This window comes from Binatus sp. (SeqCode), from assembly GCF_050013435.1.
GTDB lineage: Bacteria > Desulfobacterota > Binatia > Binatales > Binataceae > Binatus.
Genome location: NZ_JBEKFG010000052.1, coordinates 1 through 25,631, shown reverse-complemented (window position 1 = coordinate 25,631; position 25,631 = coordinate 1). Strand labels below are relative to the sequence as shown.

General features: G+C 62.8%; 24 protein-coding genes and 1 pseudogene. 20 read left to right on the top strand and 5 right to left on the bottom strand.

Annotated elements, in window-relative coordinates; all coding sequences use genetic code 11:
- The 5 genes and pseudogenes from ABSB13_RS11385 to ispD all read left to right on the top strand — a co-directional run.
- Nucleotides 1–1,373 (top strand): annotated as a pseudogene (locus tag ABSB13_RS11385) (hypothetical protein); the annotation flags it as partial.
- A gap of 67 nt (nucleotides 1,374–1,440) precedes the next feature.
- Nucleotides 1,441–1,926: a ribosomal protein S18-alanine N-acetyltransferase gene (gene rimI / locus ABSB13_RS11380; protein ID WP_428108378.1), complete on the top strand. Its 486-nt coding sequence runs from the start codon at nucleotides 1,441–1,443 to the stop codon at nucleotides 1,924–1,926.
- A gap of 206 nt (nucleotides 1,927–2,132) precedes the next feature.
- Nucleotides 2,133–2,627, top strand: coding sequence for a CarD family transcriptional regulator (locus ABSB13_RS11375; RefSeq protein ID WP_324094479.1), 495 nt, complete (start codon nucleotides 2,133–2,135; stop codon nucleotides 2,625–2,627).
- Nucleotides 2,628–2,749: 122 nt separating this feature from the next.
- The gene (locus ABSB13_RS11370) at nucleotides 2,750–4,063 is read left to right on the top strand and encodes an alpha/beta fold hydrolase (protein WP_428108375.1); all 1,314 of its coding nucleotides are present in this window, start codon (nucleotides 2,750–2,752) and stop codon (nucleotides 4,061–4,063) included.
- The gene (gene ispD, locus ABSB13_RS11365; protein WP_428108372.1) at nucleotides 4,060–4,749 is read left to right on the top strand and encodes a 2-C-methyl-D-erythritol 4-phosphate cytidylyltransferase; all 690 of its coding nucleotides are present in this window, start codon (nucleotides 4,060–4,062) and stop codon (nucleotides 4,747–4,749) included. Before ABSB13_RS11370 ends, ispD begins: the two co-directional genes overlap by 4 nt.
- Nucleotides 4,750–4,757: 8 nt before the next feature.
- On the opposite strand, the gene bioB is transcribed toward ispD, so the two are convergent.
- From bioB to cysK, 3 genes are all read right to left on the bottom strand, one after another.
- Entirely contained in the window at nucleotides 4,758–5,750 is a 993-nt protein-coding gene (bioB, locus tag ABSB13_RS11360; RefSeq protein WP_428108370.1) for a biotin synthase BioB, read from the bottom strand.
- A gap of 63 nt (nucleotides 5,751–5,813) precedes the next feature.
- Nucleotides 5,814–6,683, bottom strand: a complete 870-nt coding sequence (larE, locus tag ABSB13_RS11355; RefSeq protein WP_428108367.1) for an ATP-dependent sacrificial sulfur transferase LarE — start codon at nucleotides 6,681–6,683, stop codon at nucleotides 5,814–5,816.
- A 14-nt stretch (nucleotides 6,684–6,697) separates the two neighbouring features.
- A complete protein-coding gene (cysK, locus tag ABSB13_RS11350) occupies nucleotides 6,698–7,633 on the bottom strand; it encodes a cysteine synthase A (RefSeq protein WP_428108365.1) in 936 nt (311 codons plus the stop codon).
- Nucleotides 7,634–8,172: 539 nt separating this feature from the next.
- Between cysK and ABSB13_RS11345 the strand changes: the two genes are divergently transcribed.
- Nucleotides 8,173–9,240: a glycosyltransferase family 9 protein gene (locus ABSB13_RS11345; RefSeq protein WP_428108362.1), complete on the top strand. Its 1,068-nt coding sequence runs from the start codon at nucleotides 8,173–8,175 to the stop codon at nucleotides 9,238–9,240.
- 109 nt (nucleotides 9,241–9,349) lie between these two features.
- Here the strand turns inward: ABSB13_RS11345 and ABSB13_RS11340 are convergent, their stop codons facing one another.
- Nucleotides 9,350–9,970, bottom strand: coding sequence for a YceI family protein (locus ABSB13_RS11340; protein WP_428108360.1), 621 nt, complete (start codon nucleotides 9,968–9,970; stop codon nucleotides 9,350–9,352).
- Nucleotides 9,971–10,103: 133 nt separating this feature from the next.
- Here ABSB13_RS11340 and htpX point away from each other — a divergent pair, with 133 nt between their 5' ends.
- From htpX to ABSB13_RS11280, 12 genes are all read left to right on the top strand, one after another.
- Nucleotides 10,104–10,961, top strand: coding sequence for a zinc metalloprotease HtpX (htpX, locus tag ABSB13_RS11335; protein ID WP_428108359.1), 858 nt, complete (start codon nucleotides 10,104–10,106; stop codon nucleotides 10,959–10,961).
- 11 nt (nucleotides 10,962–10,972) lie between these two features.
- Nucleotides 10,973–11,443, top strand: coding sequence for a DUF1844 domain-containing protein (locus ABSB13_RS11330; protein WP_428108356.1), 471 nt, complete (start codon nucleotides 10,973–10,975; stop codon nucleotides 11,441–11,443).
- 24 nt (nucleotides 11,444–11,467) lie between these two features.
- Nucleotides 11,468–12,958, top strand: coding sequence for a Do family serine endopeptidase (locus ABSB13_RS11325; RefSeq protein ID WP_428108354.1), 1,491 nt, complete (start codon nucleotides 11,468–11,470; stop codon nucleotides 12,956–12,958).
- A gap of 18 nt (nucleotides 12,959–12,976) precedes the next feature.
- Complete coding sequence (locus tag ABSB13_RS11320; RefSeq protein ID WP_428108351.1) at nucleotides 12,977–15,340, top strand: penicillin-binding protein 1A; 2,364 nt, start codon at nucleotides 12,977–12,979, stop codon at nucleotides 15,338–15,340.
- Nucleotides 15,341–15,346: 6 nt separating this feature from the next.
- Nucleotides 15,347–16,231 (top strand): tetratricopeptide repeat protein, encoded by an 885-nt coding sequence (locus tag ABSB13_RS11315; protein WP_428108348.1) that lies wholly within the window; start codon nucleotides 15,347–15,349, stop codon nucleotides 16,229–16,231.
- Between the two features lie 5 nt (nucleotides 16,232–16,236).
- Complete coding sequence (gene tsaD / locus ABSB13_RS11310) at nucleotides 16,237–17,241, top strand: tRNA (adenosine(37)-N6)-threonylcarbamoyltransferase complex transferase subunit TsaD (RefSeq protein ID WP_428108345.1); 1,005 nt, start codon at nucleotides 16,237–16,239, stop codon at nucleotides 17,239–17,241.
- An 11-nt stretch (nucleotides 17,242–17,252) separates the two neighbouring features.
- On the top strand, nucleotides 17,253–18,200 hold the full coding sequence (gene rsmA, locus ABSB13_RS11305; protein WP_428108343.1) for a 16S rRNA (adenine(1518)-N(6)/adenine(1519)-N(6))-dimethyltransferase RsmA: 948 nt from the start codon (nucleotides 17,253–17,255) through the stop codon (nucleotides 18,198–18,200).
- A complete protein-coding gene (mutM, locus tag ABSB13_RS11300) occupies nucleotides 18,193–19,026 on the top strand; it encodes a bifunctional DNA-formamidopyrimidine glycosylase/DNA-(apurinic or apyrimidinic site) lyase (protein WP_428108341.1) in 834 nt (277 codons plus the stop codon). The genes rsmA and mutM overlap by 8 nt, the downstream gene beginning before the upstream one ends.
- Before the next feature lie 131 nt (nucleotides 19,027–19,157).
- The gene (locus tag ABSB13_RS11295; protein ID WP_428108339.1) at nucleotides 19,158–19,997 is read left to right on the top strand and encodes a prepilin peptidase; all 840 of its coding nucleotides are present in this window, start codon (nucleotides 19,158–19,160) and stop codon (nucleotides 19,995–19,997) included.
- 30 nt (nucleotides 19,998–20,027) lie between these two features.
- Complete coding sequence (gene tmk, locus ABSB13_RS11290) at nucleotides 20,028–20,669, top strand: dTMP kinase (protein WP_428108336.1); 642 nt, start codon at nucleotides 20,028–20,030, stop codon at nucleotides 20,667–20,669.
- Between the two features lie 10 nt (nucleotides 20,670–20,679).
- Nucleotides 20,680–21,759 (top strand): DNA polymerase III subunit, encoded by a 1,080-nt coding sequence (locus tag ABSB13_RS11285; protein ID WP_428108334.1) that lies wholly within the window; start codon nucleotides 20,680–20,682, stop codon nucleotides 21,757–21,759.
- 6 nt (nucleotides 21,760–21,765) lie between these two features.
- The gene (locus ABSB13_RS11280; protein ID WP_428108331.1) at nucleotides 21,766–22,611 is read left to right on the top strand and encodes a PSP1 domain-containing protein; all 846 of its coding nucleotides are present in this window, start codon (nucleotides 21,766–21,768) and stop codon (nucleotides 22,609–22,611) included.
- 43 nt (nucleotides 22,612–22,654) lie between these two features.
- Here the strand turns inward: ABSB13_RS11280 and ABSB13_RS11275 are convergent, their stop codons facing one another.
- A complete protein-coding gene (locus ABSB13_RS11275) occupies nucleotides 22,655–23,281 on the bottom strand; it encodes a glutathione S-transferase family protein (RefSeq protein ID WP_428108329.1) in 627 nt (208 codons plus the stop codon).
- Nucleotides 23,282–23,413: 132 nt separating this feature from the next.
- Here ABSB13_RS11275 and ABSB13_RS11270 point away from each other — a divergent pair, with 132 nt between their 5' ends.
- Nucleotides 23,414–24,976 (top strand): class I tRNA ligase family protein, encoded by a 1,563-nt coding sequence (locus ABSB13_RS11270; protein WP_428108327.1) that lies wholly within the window; start codon nucleotides 23,414–23,416, stop codon nucleotides 24,974–24,976.
- Between the two features lie 126 nt (nucleotides 24,977–25,102).
- On the top strand, nucleotides 25,103–25,631 hold a 529-nt coding region (locus ABSB13_RS11265), incomplete at its 3' end, for a protease pro-enzyme activation domain-containing protein (RefSeq protein ID WP_428108324.1).

Below are 25,631 nucleotides of genomic sequence, written 5' to 3'. Positions count from 1 at the left end.
GTATCCCCGACCCGGCCAACGTAGAGACCGAAGGCGTGCTGCTCGCGCGCGCCCGCAAGTTGCATCCCGACGAGACGTTCGCCGACGACGCACCGTCGCGCTTTCGCAAACCGGCGGCCGCGCCAGCAGCACCAGCGCCGGCGGAAGCTGCAGCGGCCACGCCAGCGCCCGCGGAGGCGCCCAAGCCTGCGGCGGCGCCCGCCGCGGCAGAAGCATCGGCACCCAAACCTGCACCAGCGGCGGTTCCTCCGGTAGCGCCAGCGCCAGCGGCGCAGCCTGCGAAACCAGCAACGGTCGCGCCAGCAGCGGCAGTACCCAAGCCAGCGCCCGCGCCGACAGCGAAACCTGCAGTGGCGCCTGCGGCGGCTGCGCCTGCACCAGCAGCGGCTGGCGCCGCGCCGGAAGCGGCGGCTGGTCTGGCGATGATGCGTCTGCCGAAGGACATCGGTGCGTTGCCCGGACCAATGGGCGAGAAACATTTCCCCGGCGAGCTCGAAGCTGATTTCAATGCCGTCCTGGCTTCAGTCAGCGCTTCACCGGTTCGCGTAGCGCCGGCGCCGGTGCAGATCGTGTTGCGGCTTGCGGAGCCGATTCTCGGCGCGATGCCGGTCGGCGTGAAGACGCGCCTCGAAGCGGCGGTCGGCAGCAGCGGTGGATTTTCGACAGTCCGCTCGACGGCGCTCAACTTGGTTCTGAATCTGATTCTTTATCCCGCAGTCCTGACTGCGTTTGCGGTCGTGGTGCTCGGCGACGGGCTGTTTTCCCAAAGTACCGGCGGATGGATCATGCTCGGCGTATTGATTGCGTCGGCCGAGGGCGCGTGGCGGTTGCGCGAGGGAGTGATTCACGCCAAGCCTGCCAGCGAGCTGACGTATCGTGGATGCTTATACGGGCTCGGGCTCGCGCCGATCGGCTCGATCCTCGCGCGTGCGCTGGGCGCAGGCAGGAGAACCGAGCGCAAGGTGGGATTCGACGGGTTCGCGGGCACCATGCATGAGGACAAAACCGAGCGCGATCGCCGCTACGGGACCGTTTACACCGTCGCCGAGTATGCCAACGCGTACCTGGTGCGGCTCGAGATGCCGCGCAAGCTGCCGCCGTCATCGCTCAAGGGGTTGTGGAATCTGCCCGACGAGATGCCCGACTACGATTACAACATCGTGCTCGGCGACAACGTGCTTGCGGTCAACGCGAGCGTGCGCGGCGAAACGATCCGCCGATTGTCCTACGTCTCGTCGGCGTTCCCGGCCGATTTCGCGACCCGAATCGAGTTCGGCAAGCCGGTGGGCGCGTTCAAGCATCGGATGCGCGACAAGGTGCTCGAGGTCGTCGTTCTCAAGGCGGAGGCGGCGCAGTTTCAGCGCGCAGCCTGAAAAATTCCCGCGCGCTTAAACCGGCGGACGAGCTTGGACGGGCGGATTTGGCGCGCCGGGATTGCAGTTGAGTTTGGTTGAGATGGCGATCCACATTCGGGACGCCACAGATCGCGACCTGCCCGGTATCATCGAGATCGAGCGGCTGGCCTTCCCCGCCCCCTGGACGATGGCCTCCTTTCAACGTGAACTGACGCTGCCGTTCTCGCGCATCATGGTGGCGATCCCGGCGGCAAGCCACGAGCATGGGCGGGACGACAACGGCAGGATTGCCGGCTTTCTCTGCCGATGGCTGATCGCCGACGAATGCCACGTCCTCAACATCGCGGTACATCCGGAGTCGCGCCGGCTCGGGATCGGCACCGTGCTGCTAACCGAGGCAATCGCCGAGGCGAGATCGATGGGCGCAAGCGTGGTTACGCTGGAAGTTCGCCGTTCAAACCTGCCTGCGCGGCAGCTTTATCGCAAGTTCGAGTTCGAAGAACGGCGTTTGAGGCGCCATTACTACGGTCCCGGTGAAGACGCGATCATCATGGAACTCCAATTGAACTGACCTGATTCGGCAGTTAATTCCGAACATTGTTCTATCGAGTCTCACCGATTCCGGTTTCTTTTTAGGACTGGGGTTACAAATCAACTGAATTTGTGTCATAATGCATTTACATTCCAGGCTGATCGGATAAGTGATGAACCCATGAACTGCGCGGTCATCAACCCGTGTCCGAAATCCAGAGCCTGCCATCGAGTGCCATTATCACGATGAATTTGCCGTTCAAGAAGGGTGAAAAAGTGGTTTACCCCGCCCATGGGGTGGCCGTTATCGAAGACATCCAGATGCGGGTTATCTCCGGGACGGAGCGACGTTTTTACATGCTCCGGATCCTCGGCACCGAGAAGATGACCATCATGATCCCGACCGAAAACGTCGAGTCGGTCGGACTGCGGCGAGTGATCGGAAAGGATATGGTGGAAAAAATTTACCGTATCCTGCGCCAGCGCAAGGTCGAGGTCGATACGCAAACCTGGAACCGGCGTTATCGCGAATATACGGAGAAAATTAAGACTGGTTCTCCGCTGGAAATCGCCAAGGTGCTGCGCGACCTGCTGGTGCTCAAGAGCGACAAGGAGTTGTCGTTCGGCGAGCGCAAGATGCTCGACACGGCGCGATCCTTGCTCGTGAAGGAATTGTCGATCGCCAAGGCGCATCCCGAAGAGAAAATCATGGAAGAACTGAAGACGATCTTCGCGAACTAGCCGCCGCCGTCAATCCAATTGTGTGACTAAGGCCGGGGTTCCCCCCCCGGCCTTTTCATTTTTGTGGAAGGGGCCTGCGATTTTGTTGAACGTGCGCATCGAGTCTGCAAATCTGCATCGATATGCCAAAGCGAATGTTCGTGTTGGGCGTTGCGTCTTTTGCGCTCGCGATTTTTTCCGCTACTCGATGCGCGGCCAAAGCTAACGCCGAAGACGTGATTGTCGATCATTTCTTCTCGGCGATTCGTGACGGCAACTTCAAAGAGGCGACCAGTCATTTCAGCGCCAAGATGAAAGCATTGTCGCCGGCGGGGCTGAAGGGGTCGTGGAACCAGGTGTACGCCAGCCAGGGTAGGCTACGCAGCTGGAAAATTTTCGAGCGGCGGGATCTTCCCAAGGGCGGCGACGAGGTCAGGGTACAACTCAGGTTCTCTCGCTCGACGGCGAATTCGATAATCGTGGTCACCTCGCAGACCGGCGAGATTAAGTTGATATTGTTCAAGCCGCCTGCGACCGCGCCCCCATATTCGGACCAAGCAAGGTTTCACTTCGAGGATGTGGCAGTAGGCGCGTACAAGTTGCCCGGCACGCTGACGATCCCAAAGGGCAAGGGCCCATTTCCAGCCGTGGTCCTGATCGAAGGATCGGGCCCCAACGATCGCGACGAGACGGTCGGCGCCAATCATCCATTCGCCGACATCGCCCAGGGACTCAGCTCGCGCGGAATTGTCGTACTCCGATACGACAAGCGCACCTATGCGTACCCGCAGCTCGATCCGCAGAAGACCACGGTGGACGAGGAAGTCATCCAGGACGGAGTCGCCGCGGTGGGGCTGCTGCGGGCGCGGCGCGACGTGGAGCAAGACAGGATCGTCGTCGTCGGGCACAGCCTCGGCGCGATGCTGGCGCCGGAGATTGCGAAGAATGCATGGCCGATTGCGGGAATCGTGATGCTAGCGCCGTCGGGCCGCAAGCTGGAGCAGGCAATAATTCAGCAGGCGCGATTTTCGGCACAAATGCCACCGGGGCAACTGCCGGTTGCCGAGCACCAGGCCGACGACATCTCGGCGCACAAGATGCCGCCGACGCAAATTTTCTTCGGCGCGCCCGCGTCGTACTACTACAACCTCGACGCGCGCGACGAAGTCGCAATCGCACGCAGCCTTAACCTGCCGATCCTGATTCTGCACGGCTCGCGCGACTACCAGGTGCTCGACAAGGACATCGGCGACTGGCAGAACGGCCTCAAGGGCGACCCGAAGGTTCAGGTCGATACGTTCCCGGGGCTCAACCATCTGTTCATCGCGGGCGCGGGCAAACCCGGACCGGCCGAGTACGCGACGCCGGGTCATGTTGACGCGGCGGTGATCGCAACGATCGCAAGCTTCGTGGCAAACGCCGGTCGTACTCCGGCGTCGCGCGCGATGGCGAAATGACAGCCTCGGCGATCATCGTGGCGGCGGGCGCCGGCGTGCGGCTTGGGTCGGGCGTGCCCAAGGCGTTTGTGAAGATCGGCGGCCGCACGATGCTGTCGTATTCGCTCGGCGCCGTCGGACAAGTCAATTCGATTGGCGAAGTGGTGATAACAGTGCCCGAAGGATTCGAAAGTTCGGCGCGCGCCGAAGCCGCGGCGGCCGGGCTTGGCGTGCCGGTCAAGATTACGCCGGGCGGCGTCGAGCGTCAGGATTCGGTGCGAATCGCGCTCGGACTGACCAGTTCGGAGAGCGAGCTGGTGATAGTGCACGACGCGGCGCGTCCGCTGGCGACGCCGGCAATTTTCCAGGCGTGCATGGCGGCGGCGGCGCGGGCCGGCGGTGCGATCGCGGCAATACCAGTGGCCGACACTTTGAAGCGCGTCGAGGGCGGCGCGATCGCGGCGACCGTCGCGCGGGCCGGGCTATGGCAAGCGCAAACTCCGCAGGCATTTCGCCGCGCGGTGCTGGTCGCCGCGCATCGACGCGCGGTCAGCGAGGGAATCATCGCGACCGATGACGCGGATCTGGTCGAACGGACGGGAGTTCGCGTCGAAGTGGTCGAAGGCTCGACCGCGAACATCAAGATCACGACGCTATCCGATCTCGCGATCGTCGAGGCAATCATCGCCGCCCGGATGGCGGATTAACCCTCGCGCTACGCCGGCTCCGGCTCGTATCCGGCCCGCTCGATCAGCTCGCGGGTCCGCGACCAGTCCCATCCCGCGGTGGTCAGGTAGCCGTTGACGAAAATCGAATTCACCGCGCTGAACAGTTCGGCCTGGCGCGCGCCAACGTTGAGTTCGCGGCCGCCCGCCGCGCGAACCTCGCTGCGCGGATTGAGGATACGGAACAGGCACGCGGCCTTGAGACATTTCTCGGGCGTGAGCGCGCGCCTGGATTCGAGCGGAGTGCCCTTTATCGGATGCAGAAAATTCAGCGGCACCGAATCGACCGCGAGGCGCCGCGTCGAGTAGGCGAGATCGATAATGTCATCGGCGGTCTCGCCCATCCCGATTATCCCTCCCGAGCAAGTCGATAATCCCGCCGCGCGCACGTTGCCAAGAGTCTCGACCCGGTCGTCCCAGCTGTGCGTCGTGCAAATTTCCGGATAGAAGCGGCGGCTGGTGTTGAGGTTGTGATTTATCCATCCCGCGCCGGCGCTCTTGAGCTCGCCGGCCTGCTCGCGATTCATCAGGCCGATCGACAGGCACAGCTCCAGCCCCGGCAGCTCGGCGCGGATTCGATCGCACGCCTCGCCGAGATGCTCGATATCCTGGCGCACCGGACCGCGCATGCTGCAGACCATGCAGTAGCGGCGCGCCCCGCTCTCGACCGCGATTCGTGCGCCCTCGATCAATTTGGCGGCGCTCTGCATTTTGTAAACGGGGATTTCGGCTTTCGAGATGCGCGATTGCGAGCAATAGCTGCAATCCTCGGCGCAGATGCCGCTTTGCGCGTTGCGCAACATGCAAATCTTCACTCGGCGGCCGAATGCGGCCTCGCGCACGGCGCTCGTCGCGGCGAGCAAATCAGCGAGCCGATGGTCGGGGCAATTGAGGATTGCCGCGGCGGTCTCGCGTGCGATTTCTTTTCCGGCCAGCACTTCTTCGACCATGCGATCGAGATCGATTTCCTCAAACTTCAACATCACCGATTCCTTGTGGCTTGAAAAATGCGTGCGCCGAAGATTTAAAGCTTTCCCGAAGCTCGATCAAGGACTATTGCGCGGCGGGCGCATCGGACTCGCCGGCTTTGATCCGTTGGCAACCAGGCCTTCGTTGAGCGAGCCGGAGCGAAAGCCCTTCAGATCGATCGCGACGAATCGAAAGCCGATTTTTTTGAATTCGCGATCGATCGTTTCGCGAATTTCCGGCTCGAAGATGCGCGCGATCCGGCTTTGCTCGACCTCAAGCCGCGCGACCTCGCCATGGTAGCGCACGCGCGCGACCGCAAAGCCCATCGAATGAAGCAGCTTCTCGCCCGCCGCGACTTTCTTAAGCCCCTCGGGTGTTATCTCGGTGCCGTACGGAAAGCGCGACGACAGGCACGGCGACGCGGGACGATCCCAGGTCGGCAACCCCATCGAGCGCGAGAGCGCGCGAACCTCGGCCTTGGTCATTTCGGCTTCGACCAGCGGATGGCGCACGCGTTTCTCGCCGGCCGCCCGCATCCCGGGGCGATAGTCGTGCAGGTCGTCGAGGTTAAGCCCGTCCACTATCTCGTCGATACCAAGTTGCGCGCCCTTTGCCTCGCAAACCGTAAACAGATTGTGCTTGCACAGGTAGCATCGGTCGAGCGGATTTGCCGCGTAGCCCGGAATCTCGAGTTCATTGGATTCGACGACGATGTGGCGCGCGCCGATCAGGCGCGCCATCGCAAGCGCCGAGTCGCGATCCTCGTCGGGCATCGTGGGCGAAGTCGTCGTCAGCGCGAGCACGGAGCCGCCAAGCACGTCGTGCGCGACCTTGAGCACCAGGGTGGAATCGACGCCGCCGGAAAACGCCACGATAAGGTTGCGCATCGGCGCAAATATCGCGCGCATCCGCTCAAGCTTCGCGTCCAGCGTTTTCGATATGTCCATCGAATCAGTCATTGCTAGATTCCCGCGGCCGGGAAAAGATCGGTCGTCAGATATCGCTCGCCGGTGTCGCAGAAAATCACGGCCACGACGTTGCCCTTGCCAAGCCGCCTGGCTATCTCGAGGGCCGCGCAGCAGCTTGCGCCCGACGAGATGCCGACCAGCATGCCCTCCTCGCGCGCGAGCCGGCGCGCGCACAGGACCGCATCCTCGTCGCTGACGGCGATTATCTCATCGTAAACTTTGGTGTCGAGATTGCCCGGCACGAAGCCGGCGCCGATTCCCTGAATCTTGTGAAAGCCCGGCTTGCCGCCCGACAACACGGGCGAGTTTTTCGGCTCGACGGCGACGATCAGGACTTTTTTGTCGAGATGCTCGCGCAAGTAGTGGCCCACGCCGGTGATCGTTCCGCCCGTCCCCACGCCGGAGATGAACGCGTCGATGCGCGGGAGCTGTTCGAGCAACTCGGGCCCGGTGGATCGATAGTGGATGTCGGGATTGGCGGCGTTGCTGAATTGCTGCGGCATGAAGTAGCCGGGATTATCGCGGCATAGTTCCTCGGCCTTCGCGATCGCGCCGTGCATCCCGCGCGTGTCCGGCGTCAGCACCAGCTCCGCGCCGTAAGCGACCAGCAACGAGCGCCGTTCCTCGCTCATCGTGTCAGGCATCGTAAGAATCAGCTTGTAGCCTTTCACGGCAGCGACCAGCGCCAGACCGATCCCGGTGTTGCCGGAGGTGGGCTCGACGATCGTATCGCCCGGCTTTAGCCGGCCGGCTTTCTCGGCCGCCTCGACCATCGCCAGGCAGATTCGGTCCTTGACGCTGCCACCGGGATTGAAATTCTCGAGCTTCGCCCATACTTCGGCGTCGTTCTTGCCGGGGATGCGATTGAGCCGGACGACGGGCGTGTTGCCGATAAGTTCAAGCGGCGATCGCGCGACGCTGATAGGCATGGCGGCGATTCTATCCAAAAAATGCGGCTGGTTGCGAATCTCGCCAAGGCGGGTTCCTGGCGTCGCACTTACTGTGGCGACGGCTGGCCAGTATTAAGGGGGGAAATACACAATCGGTTGTGGTTTCGGGACGGCTGCGCTCTAGGGCTAGCTTTGTTCCGTCAAAAATATTTTTGCGGGAAGCGCAAGGGTCGGTGGCGCGGGTGGTGAGTCGTCGGGCGGCTTTTCCAGCGAGCGGGCGCGCAGAATCCTGGCTGTTGACCATAAGCGATTGGTAGCATGGCGGGCGCTCGAGCGTAAGGCTGAATAGTTCAGCCCCTGCCGCGCGGCCGCCCGTGTCATTCTAGAGCGGAAGTTGCTGAAGCGAAGAATCCCGGATCCGGGTTCCTTCGCTTCGCTCAGGATGACTCAAAAAAAAGTCCTGGCAGGCCGTCAGGCCGCATCTTCTCTTTTCACTGGGTGCAGGGGTCACCCCTGCCCAAGGAGGTGCGGAACCCACGGTGGGTTCCGCATTCAATTAACGTGATAGGCTTTCCTCGATGACGCCGGAGAATGAGGCCAGCCGTTCGATCCGGCGCGTGCTGGTGATTTTTCCGGGCGCGCTTGGCGACCTCATGTGCTTGATGCCGGCGCTGGGGGCGATCTCGCGGCGCCACCCGGGCGCCTCAGTCGAGCTGATGGCGCGCATCGAACTGGCCCGGCTCGCAGCCGGAAGAACCGTCGTCGCGCGCGGCCATTCGATAGACGCTCGCGAGGTCGGCGAATTATTCACCGAGGCGGGCGCGCAGTCCGATGGACCGCCGGCCAATTCAAACGCGCGTCGATTCTTCGCGGACTTCGAGCGCATCTACTCGTTCTTCGCCTCGGACGACCAGCGTTTTCGCGCGCGATTGGCGGCGGCAACCGATGGGCACGTCTCGTTTCATCCGTTCCGCCCCGGCGGCGACGGCCACGTATCAGCGGCTTACTTGCGGGCAACTGAAATTGAGATTGACGAGCGCGCTTCGCCGGTGGGTCCATGGCTCGAACCGACTCCGGACGACCTCGCGGCAGCCTCGCGCGCGATCGCGCAATCGAAATGCGCCGTCTCGAATCTGATTGTGATTTTTCCCGGCAGCGGAAGTCCCGGCAAGAACTGGCCGGCGGATAAATTCGCGGCGCTCGCGTCTATGCTATCGAGCCGCGCAAGCGCCACGGCACCTGAAAAACGCATCACGTGGCCGAGCATTCCGGCTAATGCATTATGTGTCGCGGCCCCTGAAAAAAGCGTCGCGGTCATCCTGGGTCCGGCCGAAATATCGATGGAGCCGATCTTTCGCGAGCCAGGCGTCCCGGTCCTCAAGCACCTCGATTTGCCGACGGTCGCAGCGATCGCGCGCGTCGCATCGGCCTTCGTCGGTAACGATTCGGGCGTGTCGCATCTGGCGGCCGCGGCCGGCGCGTCGGGTGTGGTCATCTTCGGGCGGACAGATCCCGCGCGATGGGGTCCGATGCCCGCGGGCGCTGATGGGCACATCGTCATTTTGAGGCGCACCCCGATCGATTCCATCGAGGTCGATGAAATCGCCTCCGCCCTTAGCAGGGGTGACCCCTGCACCCAATGTTAAGGCCGCGCTCCGTTGTCGCGCGCGGGCAGGGGTGACCCCTGCCGCGCGGGTTAGTCTTCTAAAATTTTGTGGATCGATTCGAGTTCCGGCCGTACTTCTGTCAGGCTGGCTACTGCTTAAAGACGACCGGAGGCCCGCTGACTCGATTCGCCTTGAGCGCGACGGTCACCTCGACGCGATTGGCGATTTTGATGAAGGGGATGCCGCTGTTCATCCCGTAGTCCTTACGGTCGAAGTACAGTGTCCCGCTAATCTGGCCTGAGCCGGTCCCCTTGCCGGACACAGTGAGTGTCAGCTTCTCGGATCTGGTAACGCCGCGTATCGTAAAGTCGCCATCCACCTCAAAGGTGTTGGGACCGCTCTGTACAATTTTCGTTGATTTGAAAGTGATCAACGGATTCTGGACAACATCGAAGAAGTCTGCGCTCTTCAGCTTGCTATTCTTCATGCCGCTTCCGGTATCTACAGTGGCAGCCTGAATCTCGACGTCCAGAACCGCTGTTGTCACGTCTGGAGATGTGAGTGTCAGAGCGGCGTTCCATTGATTGAAAGTCCCCTTGATAGCCACCGACGCTTCTACGTCGAACTTAATCGAGCTTTCTACCGGGGTAATCGCGAAGACGGGAACCTCTTGTGCTCGGCCCACTGACGGGAGCAGGAGCACAACGGAAGCTAAGAAGCATAGGCCAGCTAATCGCATGCCGGCTAGTGTGAGTTTTTTCCGTTTCATTTGTCAATTATAACTTTTAACCGGAATATCCATTTTCATTCCCGAATAGGATTGGCGTCGAACGTCAGGGGGCAGGAGTGACCCCTACGAAAATTTGTGGAGCAGCGTCAAACGTAATACACTCGAAGGCGCGATGAGTTTCTTCAAGACGACGATGCTGCTGGGTCTGATGACGGGTCTGCTGATGGTAATCGGCGGGCTGCTCGGAGGCTCGCGCGGCGTCGTGATCTTTTTCGTGATTGCCGCGGTGATGAACTTCTTCAGCTACTGGTTCTCCGACAAGATCGTGCTGCGCGCGTACGGGGCGCGGGAACTAGACGCGGCTTCGGCGCCGGAACTCTACTCGATCGTCAACGAGCTGGCGCATTCGGCCGGAATTCCGATGCCGCGGCTGTACCTTATCGATTCCGACACGCCCAACGCGTTTGCGACCGGCCGCAACGTGCATCATGCCGCGGTCGCCGTGACGCGCGGGATCATGCGAATCTGCACGCGCGAGGAGTTGAAGGGCGTCATCGGCCATGAACTCTCGCACGTGACCAATCACGACATATTGACCAGCTCGATCGCGGCCACGATGGCCGGCGCCGTGATGATGATCGGCACGATGGTTCGATGGGGTGCGATCTTCGGCCTTGGCGGCCGCGACAACGAGGAAGGCGGGCTGCCGGGGCTGCTGGTCGCGGGCATCCTGGCGCCGATCGCAGCGACCCTCATTCAGCTGGCGATTTCGCGCACGCGCGAGTACCAGGCCGATGCGAGCGGGGCCGCGCTCACGCATAATCCGCTGTACCTGGCCAGCGCGCTGCGCAAGCTCGAGGCCGCCAACGAGCGGCTGCCGATGGATGCCAGCCCTGCGACGGCTCATCTGTTTATCGTCAATCCGCTGAGCGCAAAGGGAATGTCGCGGCTGTTCTCGACGCATCCGCCGATCGAGGAGCGAATCCACCGGCTCGAGCAGATGTCCAGCGGACAGATTGGACAAGGTTGAGGGCGCGATCGATGGAAGAATCAGAGGACAAGCGGGGATTCAAGGTTCAGGATCGCCGGCGTTTCTCCGCTGAAGGCGAGGCCAAGGCAGGCGACGAGGCGCCGTCCGAGCGGGTCGAAGCGCTGGAGATAAAATCCAAACCCGACGCACCGGGGCCGGAGTCGATCTCCAGCCCGCAAGCCGGCGCCTCACAGCCGGCGGCGAATCGCCATTCGAACCAAGCGCCCCCCGAGCTGACGTTCGCGGCGTTTCTATGGAGCCTGTCAGAGCAGGCGCTGGCGGCGCTGGGCGAAATACCCGACCCGGCGAGCGGTCAGGTGATGCGCGACCTGGTTATGGCGCAGCAGATGATCGATATCATCATAATGTTGCGCGACAAGACGCGGGGAAATCTCGATCCCCACGAACAAGCCTTGCTCAAAGAGATTCTTTCCAGTCTGCAAATGAAGTACGTTGAATTAGCGAGACCGCCGAGCCGTTGATTGGCCGTCTGCGCTTAATCACACATGACGCATAAGTTCATCGTCTTTCCCGGCGTCGCGATTTTTACCGCGACATTCGCTTTGATTGCCTCCGGCACGGCGGCACGCGCCGCGGATTCCGCGCCGCCCACGCACTTCTGGACCGAGGTGGCCGACCCCGCTCACGTGGCGAAGGCCCAGTCGATGCCGGACTTTGTCGATCTCGCAGCCAAGCTCAGCCCCGCCGTCGTGAACATCTCGACCGACGAACCCGAGGAACCCGGCGAAGGCGGCGAGTCATCGCCCGAAGAGTCTCCGCACGGCCCTCTCATGCCACCGCACGCGCATCCTTTCGAGGACTTCGGCGGCTCGCCACACTCCAAGGCGCTTGGCTCCGGCTTCATCATCACCAAGGACGGCTACATCCTGACCAACGAGCACGTCGTCGAGAATCCGGGCACGGTTACCGTGACCACGCAGGACGGCCACAATTACGTAGCCAAGATTGTCGGGCGTGACGAGAAGAGCGACATCGCGCTGCTGAAGATCGATACGAAGCACGACCTGGCGGTGGCGCCGCTGGGCGACTCCGACGACTTGAAGGTCGGAGAATGGGTGATGGCGATCGGAAATCCGTTCGGCTTCGATCATTCGGTGACGGCGGGGATCGTCAGCGCCAAGGGACGCTTCATCCCGGGCAGCTACCAGGACTTCATCCAGACTGACGCGTCGATAAATCCCGGCAACTCGGGCGGTCCGCTGATCGATCTGCGCGGCGACGTGGTCGGGGTCAATTGCGCAATCTACACGCACACCGGCGCCAGCATGGGAATCGGCTTCGCGGTACCGATCGAGCTGGTCAAGGAAGAGCTGCCGCAACTCAAGAGCTCGGGCAAAGTCGTGCGCGGATGGCTCGGCGTGTACATCCAGAAGGTGACGCCCGAGCTGGCCGAGTCGCTGGGGCTGGCGGATTCACGCGGGGCGCTGGTTGCCAAGGTGCTCGACGGCGGACCGGCCAAAGCGGCCGGGGTCAAGCGCGGTGACGTAATCGTCGCGTTCGACAATCAACCGGTGAGCGACTCGCGCGAATTGCCGCTGCTTATAGGCCGCACCGACCTGGGGCACAAAGGGATTCTCAAGGTGATTCGCGACAAGCAGACGATCGATCTGCCGGTGACGATTACGCAGTCGCGCGAGCCCGAAATCGTGGCGTCTGAAGAAAAATCGCAAAAGCCGGACCTCGGCGCGGTCTCGCCCTTCGGCCTTCACGTCAAGGACCTGAGTCCCGATCTTGCCAAAGAACTGGGGCTCGATTCGCCCGGCGGCGTCGTGATTTCGTCGGTCCTGCCCGGCAGCCGCGCCGACGAGGCGGGCCTTCGCGCTCGCGACGTGATCCTCGAGGTCAATCGCGCGGCCGTCAAGAACGTGGACGCGTACCAAAATGCGCTGAAGACCAGCGCCAAGGGCAAGATAGTCCTGCTGCTCGTCAGGCGCGGCGACGCCACCATCTACGTGACCGTCAAACCGGAGGCCTGAGCCGGGGACGCATTCCTGATGTCCCCGAAACGAATCCTCAAGTTCGCGCTGATCGGCGCGGGCGCGCTCATCCTGTTCGCCGTCCCGCCGACCTTGTGGCTGTTCTTCAGCTACTACAATCAGCTCCAGAATGAAGTCGTCGCGCGGTTTTCGGGCAAGCGATGGAACATCCCGTCGCGCATTTATTCCGACTCGGTGCTCATTTACCCCGGCCAGGATCTGAAGGACCTCGGTTTTTTCGAGCGTCTCGCGCGCCTGAATTACCATCCCGTCGATCCGGGCCACGTCGCCTCTCGCGGCGAGTACAGCTTCGATCGCAAGCGCGGCAAGCTCGACATCTTTCTGCATAGCTTCGCGTATCCGTACGGCAACTTCGGCGGCGAATTCGTCGACCTGACGCTTAAGGGAGATACGATCGCGTCGATGGGGGATCCCGTGATCCATAAACCGATCTTCTCGATCGAGCTGGAACCCGAACTCATCAGCGGCATCTTCGAAGGCGAATGGGAGCAGCGCCGGCTGGTGCGCCTGAGCCAGATTCCGCCCACGATGATCAATGCGATCCTGGCCGCCGAAGACCATCGCTTCTACGAGCATCACGGCGTTGACCTGGTCCGCACCATCAAGGCCGCGTACATCGATTTTACTTCGGGGCACGTGCGCCAGGGCGGCTCGACGCTCACCCAGCAGTTGATGAAGAACTTCTTCCTGACTCGCGAGCGAAGTTACAAGCGCAAGCTCAAGGAAGCGATGATGGCGTACATCGCGGAGCGCCAATACTCCAAGGATGAAATCCTGGAGAACTATATTAACGATATCTACCTGGGCCAGCGCGGCCAGGAAGGTATATACGGCGTCTGGGAAGCGTCTGAGTACTACTTCTCCAAGGAGCCGCGCGATCTGACTATTGGCGAAATGGCTACTATTGCCGGCTTGATCAGTTCGCCCAACCGGCTCAATCCGCTGCATCATCCCGACGCCGCGCGGCCGCGACGCGACGAGGTGCTGGCCGCGATGCTCGAGGACGGGTACATCGGCAAGACCGCTTACGATTCGGCAGTGAGCGAGCCGCTGCATCCGCGGGAAGTTTATGCCGAGGGCAACGACGCGCCCTACTTCGTCGATTTCGTCAAGAAGGAACTGGCCGAGCGTTATCCGCCGCAGGTGCTCAGCGGCGAGGGTTTGCGCATCTTCACCTCGCTCGACGTGCACATGGAAAAGCTCGCGGAGAATGCGATCGCGCACAATCTCGCCGATCTGGAAGCCAAGCATCCCAAGCTGGCGCGCCGCGAAACCAAGGAGCGCCTCGAGTCGTGCCTGGTCGCGCTCGAGCCGCAGAGCGGAAGGATTCGCGCGATGGCCGGTGGACGCGACTACCGCTCAAGCCAGTTCAATCGGGTTACTCAGTCCAAACGTCAGCCCGGTTCGGTCTTCAAGCCGGTTACCTACCTGGCGGCCTTCGACGAGACCCTGTCGGGAGGAGCGGAGAAGTTCCTGCCGACTACCTATATCGAGGACGCGCCCTTCACCTGGCAGTACGGCGACATGAGCTGGACGCCGAATAACTATCGCGACCGCTTCTTCGGCCACGTCACGCTGGAGTTCGCGCTCGGCGAGTCGCTCAATTCCGCGACCGCGCGGCTGGCTAACAGCGTCGGACTGGATCGAATCCGCGCGATGGCGTCGAAGCTCGGCTTTGGCGACTTGCCGGCCTACCCGTCGATAGTGCTGGGCGGAATCGAAGTCTCACCGATGCAGGTCGCGCGCGCGTACGCCATAGTTGCCAACGACGGAATGGAAATCCAACCTTACGCGGTTACCGCCGTGGTCGATGAAAACAACAAGGTAATCGAAGGTCACGAACTCGCCGCCGAACAGGTGATTTCGCCGCAGCTCGCGTACATGATGCAGTTCATGCTCGAAAACGTGATCAATCACGGCACCGGCGCGGGCGCGCGCTCGATGGGTTTCACGCGGCCGGCGGCGGGCAAGACCGGCACCACCAACGACGCCAAGGACGCATGGTTCGCAGGCTTTACGCCCAATCTGCTGACAGTGGTCTGGACCGGATTCGATCAAAAGGAAGTGCTTGGGTTGACGGGCGCACAGGCTTCGCTGCCGGCGTGGACCGCTTTTATGAAAGCGGCGACCGCGGCGCGCCCGGCGCTCGATTTCACCGCTCCGCCGGGAATCGTCGAGGTGAAAATCGATCCAACTACCGGTTATAAAGCGACACCATATTGCCCGGTGACGATGATGGGCGTGTACCCGCAAGGGATGGCGCCGACTGAGGACTGCCCGTATCATACTGCGGCGACGGCGCTGTCGGCCGACCACGCGATGCATGAGGCGCCCAATCCCGTTGCCGATCCCAATGACTAGTTCGCGATGATGCGACTCGGCCCATTCGCTTTTGCAGTATTTCTGTCGATGCTGCCGATTCCCGCGATCGCATCGCAGCGCCAACCAACGCTCGTCGCGAGGCTCGAAGAGGAATCGATTCCGGCGCAGGATCTTGCGGCGCCGAGTCCGGCGGCGGCGCCATCTACCGGCGAGTCGCCGTCTCCCGGCGCCGACACAAATCCCGATTCCGGCGAGTGGAGCGCCGCGCCGGCTGGGGAGCCGACGACCGCCGAAAGCCAGGCGCCGATACCCAATCCATCGCCCGCTGCGCAGCCTCCCGCAGCAGCGCCGACCGATATCGCGCCGGCGATCGACGTCGGTTCGATCGCGACAACGCCCCAAATCAGCGACTCGTCGCTGGCGCCATTGATCGATGCAGCGCCAACTCCCGCTCGCGCCGCATCCTTGAGAATCACCGAGCAGCAGCGCGTCGAACTCGAGCAGGGGCACACCGACGACGCGATTCGCGAGCTGGCGCACGCGATTTCGATCGATCCGAGCAACTCGTACGCATACTTCTACCTCGGGCGCGCGTACGTCACGCGCAAGGACTATACGCAGGCGCAGACCTTCTTCAAGCGCGCGGAAATCGGGCTCGCATCGGATTCCGCGTGGCTCGGCGAAATCTACGCGTTCGAAGGACTCAGTCTCGAGGAGTCGGGTAAATCCGCCGAGGCCGCCGCCGCCTATCAGAAGGCTCTCGCCGCGGCTCCGGGCAACCTGACTGCGCGCGTCGGCGTCACGCGCCTGGCCGGGTCCGTGCCTGCCGATGCCAACCCGGCGCCGGCGCCGGATCTCGATCAGCCCGCGCCCGCGGAACCGCCGGCTGCGCCACCGCCGCCCGCATCGCCACCTGCTCCCGCAGACTGAATGCGATGCTGATACTCGGAATTGAATCTTCGTGCGACGACGCTGCCGCCGCGGTGCTCGAAACCACCGCCCCGGGCATCGCCGACATTCGCTCGAGCACGGTCGCCAATCAGGACGACATCCATCGCGCTTACGGCGGTATCGTTCCCGAACTCGCGTCGCGCAATCACGTCGTCACGATCGGGCCGGTCATCGAGCGCGCGCTGGACGCGGCGGGATGCCGGCTCGCGGACCTCGAGGGAATCGCAGTCACGCGCGGCCCGGGCCTGGTCGGCTCGTTGCTGGTCGGCTTGATGTTCGCCAAGGGGCTGGCGCAGGCGAGCGGCGTTGCGATGGTTGGCGTGAATCATATCGAGGGCCATCTGCTGGCTCCGCTGCTCGAAAATCGCATCGCGATGCCGTACCTGGCGCTGGTCGTATCCGGCGGTCACACTGCGCTGTTCGCGGTCGAGGATTTCGGGCGCTACCGCCGGATCGGATGCACTCGCGACGACGCTGCCGGCGAGGCGTTCGACAAAGTCGCCAAGCTGATGGGACTGGGCTATCCGGGCGGCCGGGCAATCGACGAGATGTCGCACCGGGGAAATCGAAAGCGCGTGCGAATCCCGCGCGCCCACGTCAAGGGAGCGCCGATGGATTTCAGTTTCAGCGGGGTGAAGACCGCGGTCGCAACTATTCTGGCCAGCGAGGATGGCCGCGCCGAGCGGCCCGAGGATCTCGCCGCGAGCTTTCAGGAAGCCGTCGTCGATATGCTGGTGAAGCCGACCATCGCCGCCGCGCGCGAGTTGGGCGCGGATACGATCGCGCTGACCGGCGGCGTCGCGGCAAATTCGAGATTGCGCGAACGGCTGGCCGAGGCAGCGGCGGCAGATGGGCGCCGGCTGGTCGCACCCGCGCTGAAATATTGCACCGACAATGCGGCGATGATCGCGCTCGCGGGCAGCTACCGTCTGATCCGCGGCGAGCGCGACCCGCTCAGCATCGAAGCGGAGGCCAATCTCGCGCTTTGAATCCGGAGCAGATGACGATCGCACGAAAATCTCACGCGCGCCGCAAACTCAAGGCGGCCAACAGCAGCGGCGGCGGAATTGAAACGCCGTCGCGTCCCGCACCGGCACTGGCCAGAGCCGGCGTGCGGCCGTCAAAATCGCGCGGCCAGAATTTCTTGACCAGCGGCGCCGTCGCCGATCGAATCGTCGCCGCGGCGGAGCTGTCCGAATCGGACCCGGTAGTCGAGATAGGCCCCGGGCTGGGCATCCTGACCGAGAAAATCGCGGCGCGGCCGCTACGTTCGCTGACGCTCGTGGAACTCGACCCGCGCCTCGCGGTTCGGCTCCGGGAGCGCTTCGCAGACAGCAGTGACGCGAACGTTCGCGTGATCAACGCCGACTTTCTTGCGATCGATTTCGCGGCACTCGTCACCGATTCACCGGTCAAGGTAATCGGCAATCTTCCGTTCAATGTCGCGGCGGCCATCCTGCGCCGGCTCAGCGACAACGCGCGCATGATTTCGAGAATGGTCCTGATGTTTCAACGCGAGGTTGCCGCGCGGATTCGCGCAGTGCCCGGCGACGAGGCCTATGGCGCGTTGAGCGTCTTCAACGCGCTGTACTGGAAGATCGATCTGCATTTCAGCGTCGCCGCCGGCAGCTTCCATCCGCGTCCCAAAATCGACGCCGAAGTTCTCGCTTTCACGCCGCGGGCGACCTCGTCGTTTGCGGCTGGAAACGAAGACGAACGCGACGTGCTCGAAACCGTGCGCGCCTCGTTCTCCGCGCCGCGCAAGACGATTCGCAACGCGCTCAGCCATGCGATTGGAATCGACAGCCCGCGGATCGCGCGCGTGCTCGAACGCGCGGCGATCGATCCGGGCACACGCGCCGAGAAGCTCGGCGTGCCCGATTTTCTAAGACTCGCGCACGCGCTGCGGGTTGAATTGTCCGGCAGGATCGTCATCCGCGATGCCTGAACTGCCGGAAGTCGAATCGCTGCGCCGGATACTCGTTCGCACCGCCGTCGGCAGAACGATCGTGAGTGTTCGAATCGGCGAGAAACGGCTGCGCCGCGGCGTCAGCGTGGATTTTGCCGCGGCGATTGCCGGTCGGCAAATCGTGAAACTATCGCGCCGCGCCAAGTATTTGATCGTCGAGCTCGACGGCGACGACGTGATGCTGGTGCACCTCGGGATGTCCGGCAGTCTGACTCATCGCCACGAAGGCTTTTGCGCCAACGACTTCGATCCGCGCCACGACCATCTCGAATTCTCGCTCGACGACGCCTCGCGCCTGGTTTACAACGACCCGCGGCGCTTCGGCATGGTCCGTCTCGTCCAGCGCGCCGCGCTGGCTTCCACAGCAGAGTTGAAGAGTCTCGGCCCCGAGCCGTTGTCGCGCGAATTCAACGCTGACTATCTCGCCGCGAAGGCCCGCGGCCGGGCGGTGGCGATCAAGAGCCTGATGATGGATCAACGAATTGTCGCCGGTATCGGCAATATCTACGCATCCGAGATTCTATTTCGCGCCGGCGTGCGTCCCGCGCGACGGGCTGGCCGCGTGACGCGAATCGAGCTCGAAAAAATCGCGGCCGCCGTACCGGTTATCCTGCGCGCCGCGATCGGCAGCAACGGCACCACCTTTCGCAGCTACCGCGATTCACGCGGACAGCCCGGGCGATTCGCCGCGCGCTTGCGAGTGTACGGCCGCGAGGGGAAACCGTGCTACACATGCTCGACGCCGATCAAAAATGTGATCGTGGGCCAGCGCGCCAGCTTCTATTGTCCCAAATGCCAGCACTGACCTCGAGTCAATCCTCGGCGCTCGAAGGTGTATCAGGACTCATGATGCAGCGACTGATCAAGGCCACTTACGATTTGACGATCGATCTCTGTGCCGCTCAACGTTGACGCCGCGTATGTTATGCTGACGCCATGACACTCGACATGCCCACCGGAATCGGCGCCGCAATTGCGTTCCTCTTCGGCGCGAGCGTCGGCAGCTTCGTTTGCGTGGTTGCGTATCGGCTCCCCCGCGATCTTTCGATCGTCACGCCGCGCTCATTTTGCGAGAGTTGCGAGCGCGCGATTCCATGGTGGGCGAACATCCCGATTCTCGCCTACATTGGATTGCGCGGGCGGTGCCTGATGTGCGGCGCGTCGATTCCGTTCCGCCATTTTCTCGCCGAATTCGGACTCGCCATCATCGCCCTTTATCTCTACTTCGCCTTTCCGATCCCCGACGCGTTCGCGCGCTTCGTACTATGCGCCGCGTTGTGGGTCGTCGCGATCGTCGACTACGACTGGCGAATAATTCCGAACATGATTACCTGGCCCGGGACACTGATTGGATTCATCGCCGCGGCGCTGATGATGCCGGAGGTCGGCTGGAAGAGTTCGTTGATCGGAATCGCGGTGGGCGGCGGCGTCCTGTGGGGCACCGGCTATTTCTACCAACTCGTGCGCGGGCGCGAGGGTGTGGGCCTGGGCGATGTGTGGCTGCTGGGGATGGTCGGTGGATTTCTCGGCTGGCCGGGAGTTTTCTTCACTTTGTTTTTCGGTTCGGTGATCGGCGCGATCGGCGGAATCGCGTTCGCGCTCAGCGGCGGCGGCGCCGCTTCACCCGCTCCGCTGGGCGACCCCGTGACCGATCCGGAGGAAGCGGACGTCTCGATTCTGCGCACCGAAGTTCCGTTCGGTCCGTATCTGGCGCTGGCCGCCGGCGTCTTCGCGCTCTTTCAGCCGCAACTGACGCGCTGGTATCTTGGCGGATAAGGACGCGCAACGTTCCAATCCAGCTAACTGATGGCAGCCGGGGTATTCATCACGCTCGAAGGCGTCGAAGGAAGTGGCAAGACCACCCAGGCCGCAATCCTGGGCGACGCGCTGCGCAAGGGCGGGCGGCGCGTAACGGTCACCCATGAGCCGGGCGGCACGCGCGCCGGCGAAACGATTCGCGCGATTTTTCTCGATCCCGCGGTTTCGCTCGACGTAGCCGCGGAACTGCTGCTGGTCCTTGCCGATCGCGCGCAGCACGTTCGCGAAAAACTCCGGCCCGCGCTCGCTGCCGGCGGGATCGTAATTTCCGACCGCTATTCGGATTCGACCACCGCCTACCAGGGCCACGGCCGCGGCTTCGATCTCAAACTGCTCGGCGAACTGAACCGGCTCGCCAGCGACAACGTGACGCCCGACCTGACTATCGTGCTGGACCTGCCCGTCGAGACCGGTCTCGAGCGCACCCGCGTGCGCGCAAAGGGCACCGGCCGCGGCTCCGACCGCTTCGAGGGCGAGCGCGCCGACTTCCATCGCAGAGTGCGCGACGGTTTTCTCGCGATCGCGAAGGCCGAGCCCGCGCGGGTCGTCGTGATCGACGCCGACCGTCCGGTTGCCGCGGTCACCGCCGACATCCGCCACGCGGTGGACGAGATGCTCGCGCGCCGATGACTCAATCGCCATGCCCATAACTTCGATCCTTGGCCATCGCGAAGTCGCAAGCCGGCTGCTCGCCGAATTGCGCAGCCGTCCCTCGCACGCCTATCTCTTCTCGGGCCCGCACGGCGTCGGTAAAGCGTTGGTCGCAACCAGCCTCGTCCACGCCACGATGTGCGAGCGATCGCCCGGCGAGAATTTCTGCTGCACTACCGCGCGATGCGCCGTCCGCATCGCGCCGCAGACCGAGCGCACGCGCGCGCGCGCCGCCGATGCGGACGCGGCGCGATGCGACTGCTGTTCTGCATGCGTGCAAATCGCGACCGGGGTGCATCCGGATTTCAGCTACCTGTCGCGGCCCGTTGGCCGCACCGAAGTTCTGATCGACCAGGTACGCGAACTGATTGCGCGGTTGGGAATCCGGCCGTCGCGATCATCGGTTCGCATGGCAATTATCGACGACGCCGAGACCCTCAATATCCCCGCGCAGAACGCGCTGCTGAAGACGCTCGAAGAGCCGCCCGGCCACGCAATCATCATCATGGTATCGGCCAGCGAACGCGCCCTGCTCGACACCGTCCGCTCGCGCACGCGCACGGTCAGATTTCCCGCGCTCCAGACCGCCGATCTCGAGGCTATCCTTGCCGCGCATGGCGTCGAGGATAAAGCTCGCGCCAGTGCGCTTGCGTTGCTGGCTCGCGGCAGCGCTGCAAATGCGATCGCACTCGCCGACGGTGACGAACCGCCGATGAAGGAACTGCTCGACGCGCTGCGCACCGCAAAATCGATCGATTTCGCCGGCGCGCAGTCTCTCGCCCAGGAATTCTTCGCCAACCGCGACGCCGCCGCCGGCAATTTCGAGCTGCTCGCAAGACTGCTCGAAGAAATACTATGCTACAAACTGCTGAAGGCCGATTTCGTGGCGTTTGCGCCCGAGTCCAGGCCGCAATTGGCAAGCCTGGCGGATAGTCTCGATGTCGATGCGATCGTGAAATGTATCGACGCGGCAGTACGCGCCGTCGAAGCGGTCGAAGCGAACGCCAATCCTCGGCTGCAGGCTGAGAATTGGTGGACTATCGCCGGCCATGCGATGCGGGGTGAGTAGAAGATAGTGGCTGACATCGATCCGTTTGAAGGCTCGCAACCAACTGCGAAAATCGTCGCCGTCAGTCTCCAGCAGACCGGCCATCTGTACAATTTTCTGGCCGGCGACCGGCCGCTGCGCCGCGGCGAGCGCGTGCTGGTCGAAAGCGAAGACGGCGCCCGGCTCGGCACCGTCGAGATCGAGCCGCACGAACCCGCGCAAACGATCGACCTTTCCGGGCTGCGTCCGATCATCCGCCTTGCTGCCGAGAGCGACTTCCACGCCGAACGGGAAACCCTCTCGCGTGAGGCGCACGCGCGCCGCTTGTGCGTCGAGCGCATTCGCGAGGCCCGCATCCAGATGAAGCTCGTCAGCGCCGACTACACGCTGGACGGGCGCAAGGTCGTCTTCTATTTCGTCGCCGAGGGCCGCGTCGATTTCCGCGAGCTGGTCCGCGATCTCGCCAACACGCTGCGGGTTCGCGTCGAGATGAAACAGATTGGCGCCCGCGATGAAACCAAAGTCACGGGCGGGATGGGTCCCTGCGGACGCGAGCTATGCTGCTCGAGCTGGCTGCGCGACTTCGAGGCGGTCACGGTCAAGATGGCGCGCGAGCAGGGCCTCGCGCTGAACCCGTCGCGGCTGGCCGGGATGTGCGGGCGGCTGAAATGCTGCCTGCGCTACGAATACGCCAGCTACGTCGAACTCAAGCGCGCGCTGCCCAACGTCGGCAAGCGCGTGCAATGCGTCAAGGGCGACGGCCGAGTGGTTCGCCAGAACACGCTGAAGCAGACAGTGCTGGTGCAGCGCGATGAAGACGGTGGAGTCGTCGAAGTGACCCTCGAAGACCTGGTCACCTCACGCCCGCAGTAGCAAGCGTCCTTACCGCCTCACGTCCCGGCGCGCCCGCGCATCTTCAGCTCCCAAAGCTGTACGCGCCACCGCGTTCCAGCGCTTTCTTGTAGGCAGGCCGCTCGTGCAAGCGCTTGATCCACGCGTCGAGGTTGGGATATTGCGCGCGCTTGCCGAACGCGCCGGCGATCTCGCCTACGAAGCTCATCTGGATGTCAGCGCCGGTCAGGGTGTCTCCCACAATGAACTGCCGGCCCTTCAAAGCGCCGTCGATGTACCCGAGGTGATTGGCAATCTCGCTCTCGATGCGCGGCGTCAGCGGCGCCGCCGCTTCACCCAGGCGCGTGACATAAAGGTTGAGCATCAGCGGCAGCATCGCCGAGCCCTCGGCATAGTGCATCCACTGCACGTACTCGTCATACGCCGGACTGTCGGGCGCGGGCTGCAGGCGGCCGCCGCCGTGACGGCGTATCAGGTAGTCGATTATCGCGCCTGATTCGATGATGGTCCGATTGCCATCGGTGATAACCGGTGACTTGCCCAGCGGATGAACCTTCTTCAATTCCGGTGGCGCAAGCCGGGTTTGCGCATCGCGCTGGTAGCGCTTGATCTCGTAGGGCAGGCCGAGTTCTTCCAGCAGCCAGAGAATACGTTGTGAGCGGGAATCGTTGAGGTGATGGACGACAATCATGCGGCTATTCCTCCGTGCGGAGCATTATCTACGCAGTCGCAGCTTAACTCCACCCGCATCTTCTCCTGACTCAGGTGCAGGGCTGAGCCCTGCTCGCGTGGCGCCGAGTCTCCCGCTATTCTCGATCTCCTGATGGCAAACCGCATCCACATCACGAGCGCGATCATCTACAGCAACGGCCCGCCCCATGTCGGCCATGCCTACGAAATGCTGGCGACCGACGCATTCGCGCGTTTTCAGCGCCGCAAGCTCGGCGCCGCCAACGTCACCTTCCTCACCGGCACCGACGAGCACGGCGACAAAAACAAGCGCGCCGCCGACGCGATCGGACTTCATCCGAAGGCGTTCGCCGACAAAATCAGCGCGCTGTTCCGGCAAGGATGGGCCGGGCTGGACATCAGTTACGATATCTTTGTCCGCACCACCGACCCGGTGCATGAGGCGTTCGTGCAGAAGATGCTCGCGCGCACTTACCAGTCCGGCGACATCTACTTCAAGGACTACGAAGGCCTCTACTGCGTCGGATGCGAGCGCTTTTACACGGAGAAGGAACTGCTGCCCGGCAACATCTGCCCGGTGCACAATCGGCCCGCCGAGCCTATCAAGGAAGGCAACTATTTTCTGAAGCTCGAGAAATACCGCGAGGCTATCCGCCGCAACATCGAGAAAAATCCCGATTTCATCCGGCCCGAGCGCTATCGCAACGAGGCGCTCCGGATGCTCGACGAGCCACTCGAGGATCTTTGCATCTCGCGTCCCAAGGCGCGCCTCGATTGGGGTATCGCGCTGCCGTTTGACGACAAGTACGTCACCTACGTCTGGTACGACGCGCTGTGGGCCTACATGAGCGAGCTGCCTGACACGGACGACGCATCGTTGACCGCAATCATCCCGGTCACCGAACACTTTATCGGCAAGGACATCCTCAAGACGCACGCGGTGTACTGGCCCGCGATACTGCTGTCGGCCGGCTTGCCGCTCTATCGCCATCTGAACGTTCACGGATTTATGAATTTCGGCGGCGCGCGGCTCTCGAAGAGCTCGGGCAACATCGAGGATCCGGTCGCCTACCAGCAAACTGTCGGCCCCGACGCTTTGCGGTTCTTCATCTTGCGCGAATTCACCTACGGGCTGGACGGCGATTTCAGCGAAGAGCGCGTGATCGATCGCTACAACTCGGACCTGGCCAACGATCTGGGCAATCTGACCAGCCGCGTGCTCTCGATGGCGGCGCGATACTCCCAGGGCGCGATCGCGGCGGCGCCGGCCGGCACCGCCGCGGGCTCAGGCGGCGACCCGCTCGACGTTGCGCTCGCCGAGACGTTCGCCTCGGTACCGGCGCGGGTCGCGCCGCTGGTCGAGGAACTCGCGTTCAATCGCGCTCTGGAAGCCATCTGGCAGGCGCTCGACGCGGCCAACAAGTATATTGTCGCGACCTCGCCGTTCACGCTCGCCAAGGATCCCGCCAATCTACCGCGCGTCGCGCAAATCCTGGCCAACCTGGTCGAGGGATTGCGCGTCGTCGCCGATACGCTCGAGCCGTTCATGCCGGTAGCGTCGAAAAAGATTCTCGGCCTGCTCAATGTCGATGAGAAACTCGCGCGCGCGCCATATGGAGACGGTATCAAGCCGGGGCATCGCGTAAATCCGACGACGCCGCTGTTCCCGCGCATCGACAAGAAAGCCCGCATCTGATTCGGAACCCACGCTCAATTTCAGCGATTAGAACTCGAATTCGGGCTTAAACTTTGCGTTTGCGTTAAGTCTGGCGCGAATGCGAGTCTAAACGAGCCAATACGAGTCCGACGTAGGAAGGCAAAAATGGCAACTCCGGCGAGGATGCATGGGGCGCATCTGTGGTTGTTGGTCGCGTCGTTCGCTTTGGTTCTCCTGGCTAAACCATCGATAGCAAGCGCCAGCGCCGAGCATCCGACGCAACCTCCGCCCGCGACGATTCGTCTGCCGGGCCACATGCTGCCCGCGCTGTCGAAGGCAACCATTGTTCCTTCGAGCGCCAGAGCCGAAAACCAGCGCATCACGCTGACGCTCGTGCTCAAGCGCGACGACCAGGCCGGCTTCGAGCGCTTTCTGCACGACGTCTACGAGCCCAAGTCACCCAGCTTCCATCGCTTCCTGACTCAGCGACAGATTGCCGATCGCTTCGGCCCGAGCCGCGCCGATTACGATTCCGTCCTGCGCTGGATGAGATCGAAGGGATTCAAACTTGAGCGCGGCTCGAAGAATCGCTTGACGCTCACGATGCGCGGCACACGCGCGGATGCAGAGCGCGCGTTCGACGTGCGGATCGCGGACTATCGCATCGGTGGCCGGACTTTTCGCGCTAATGACG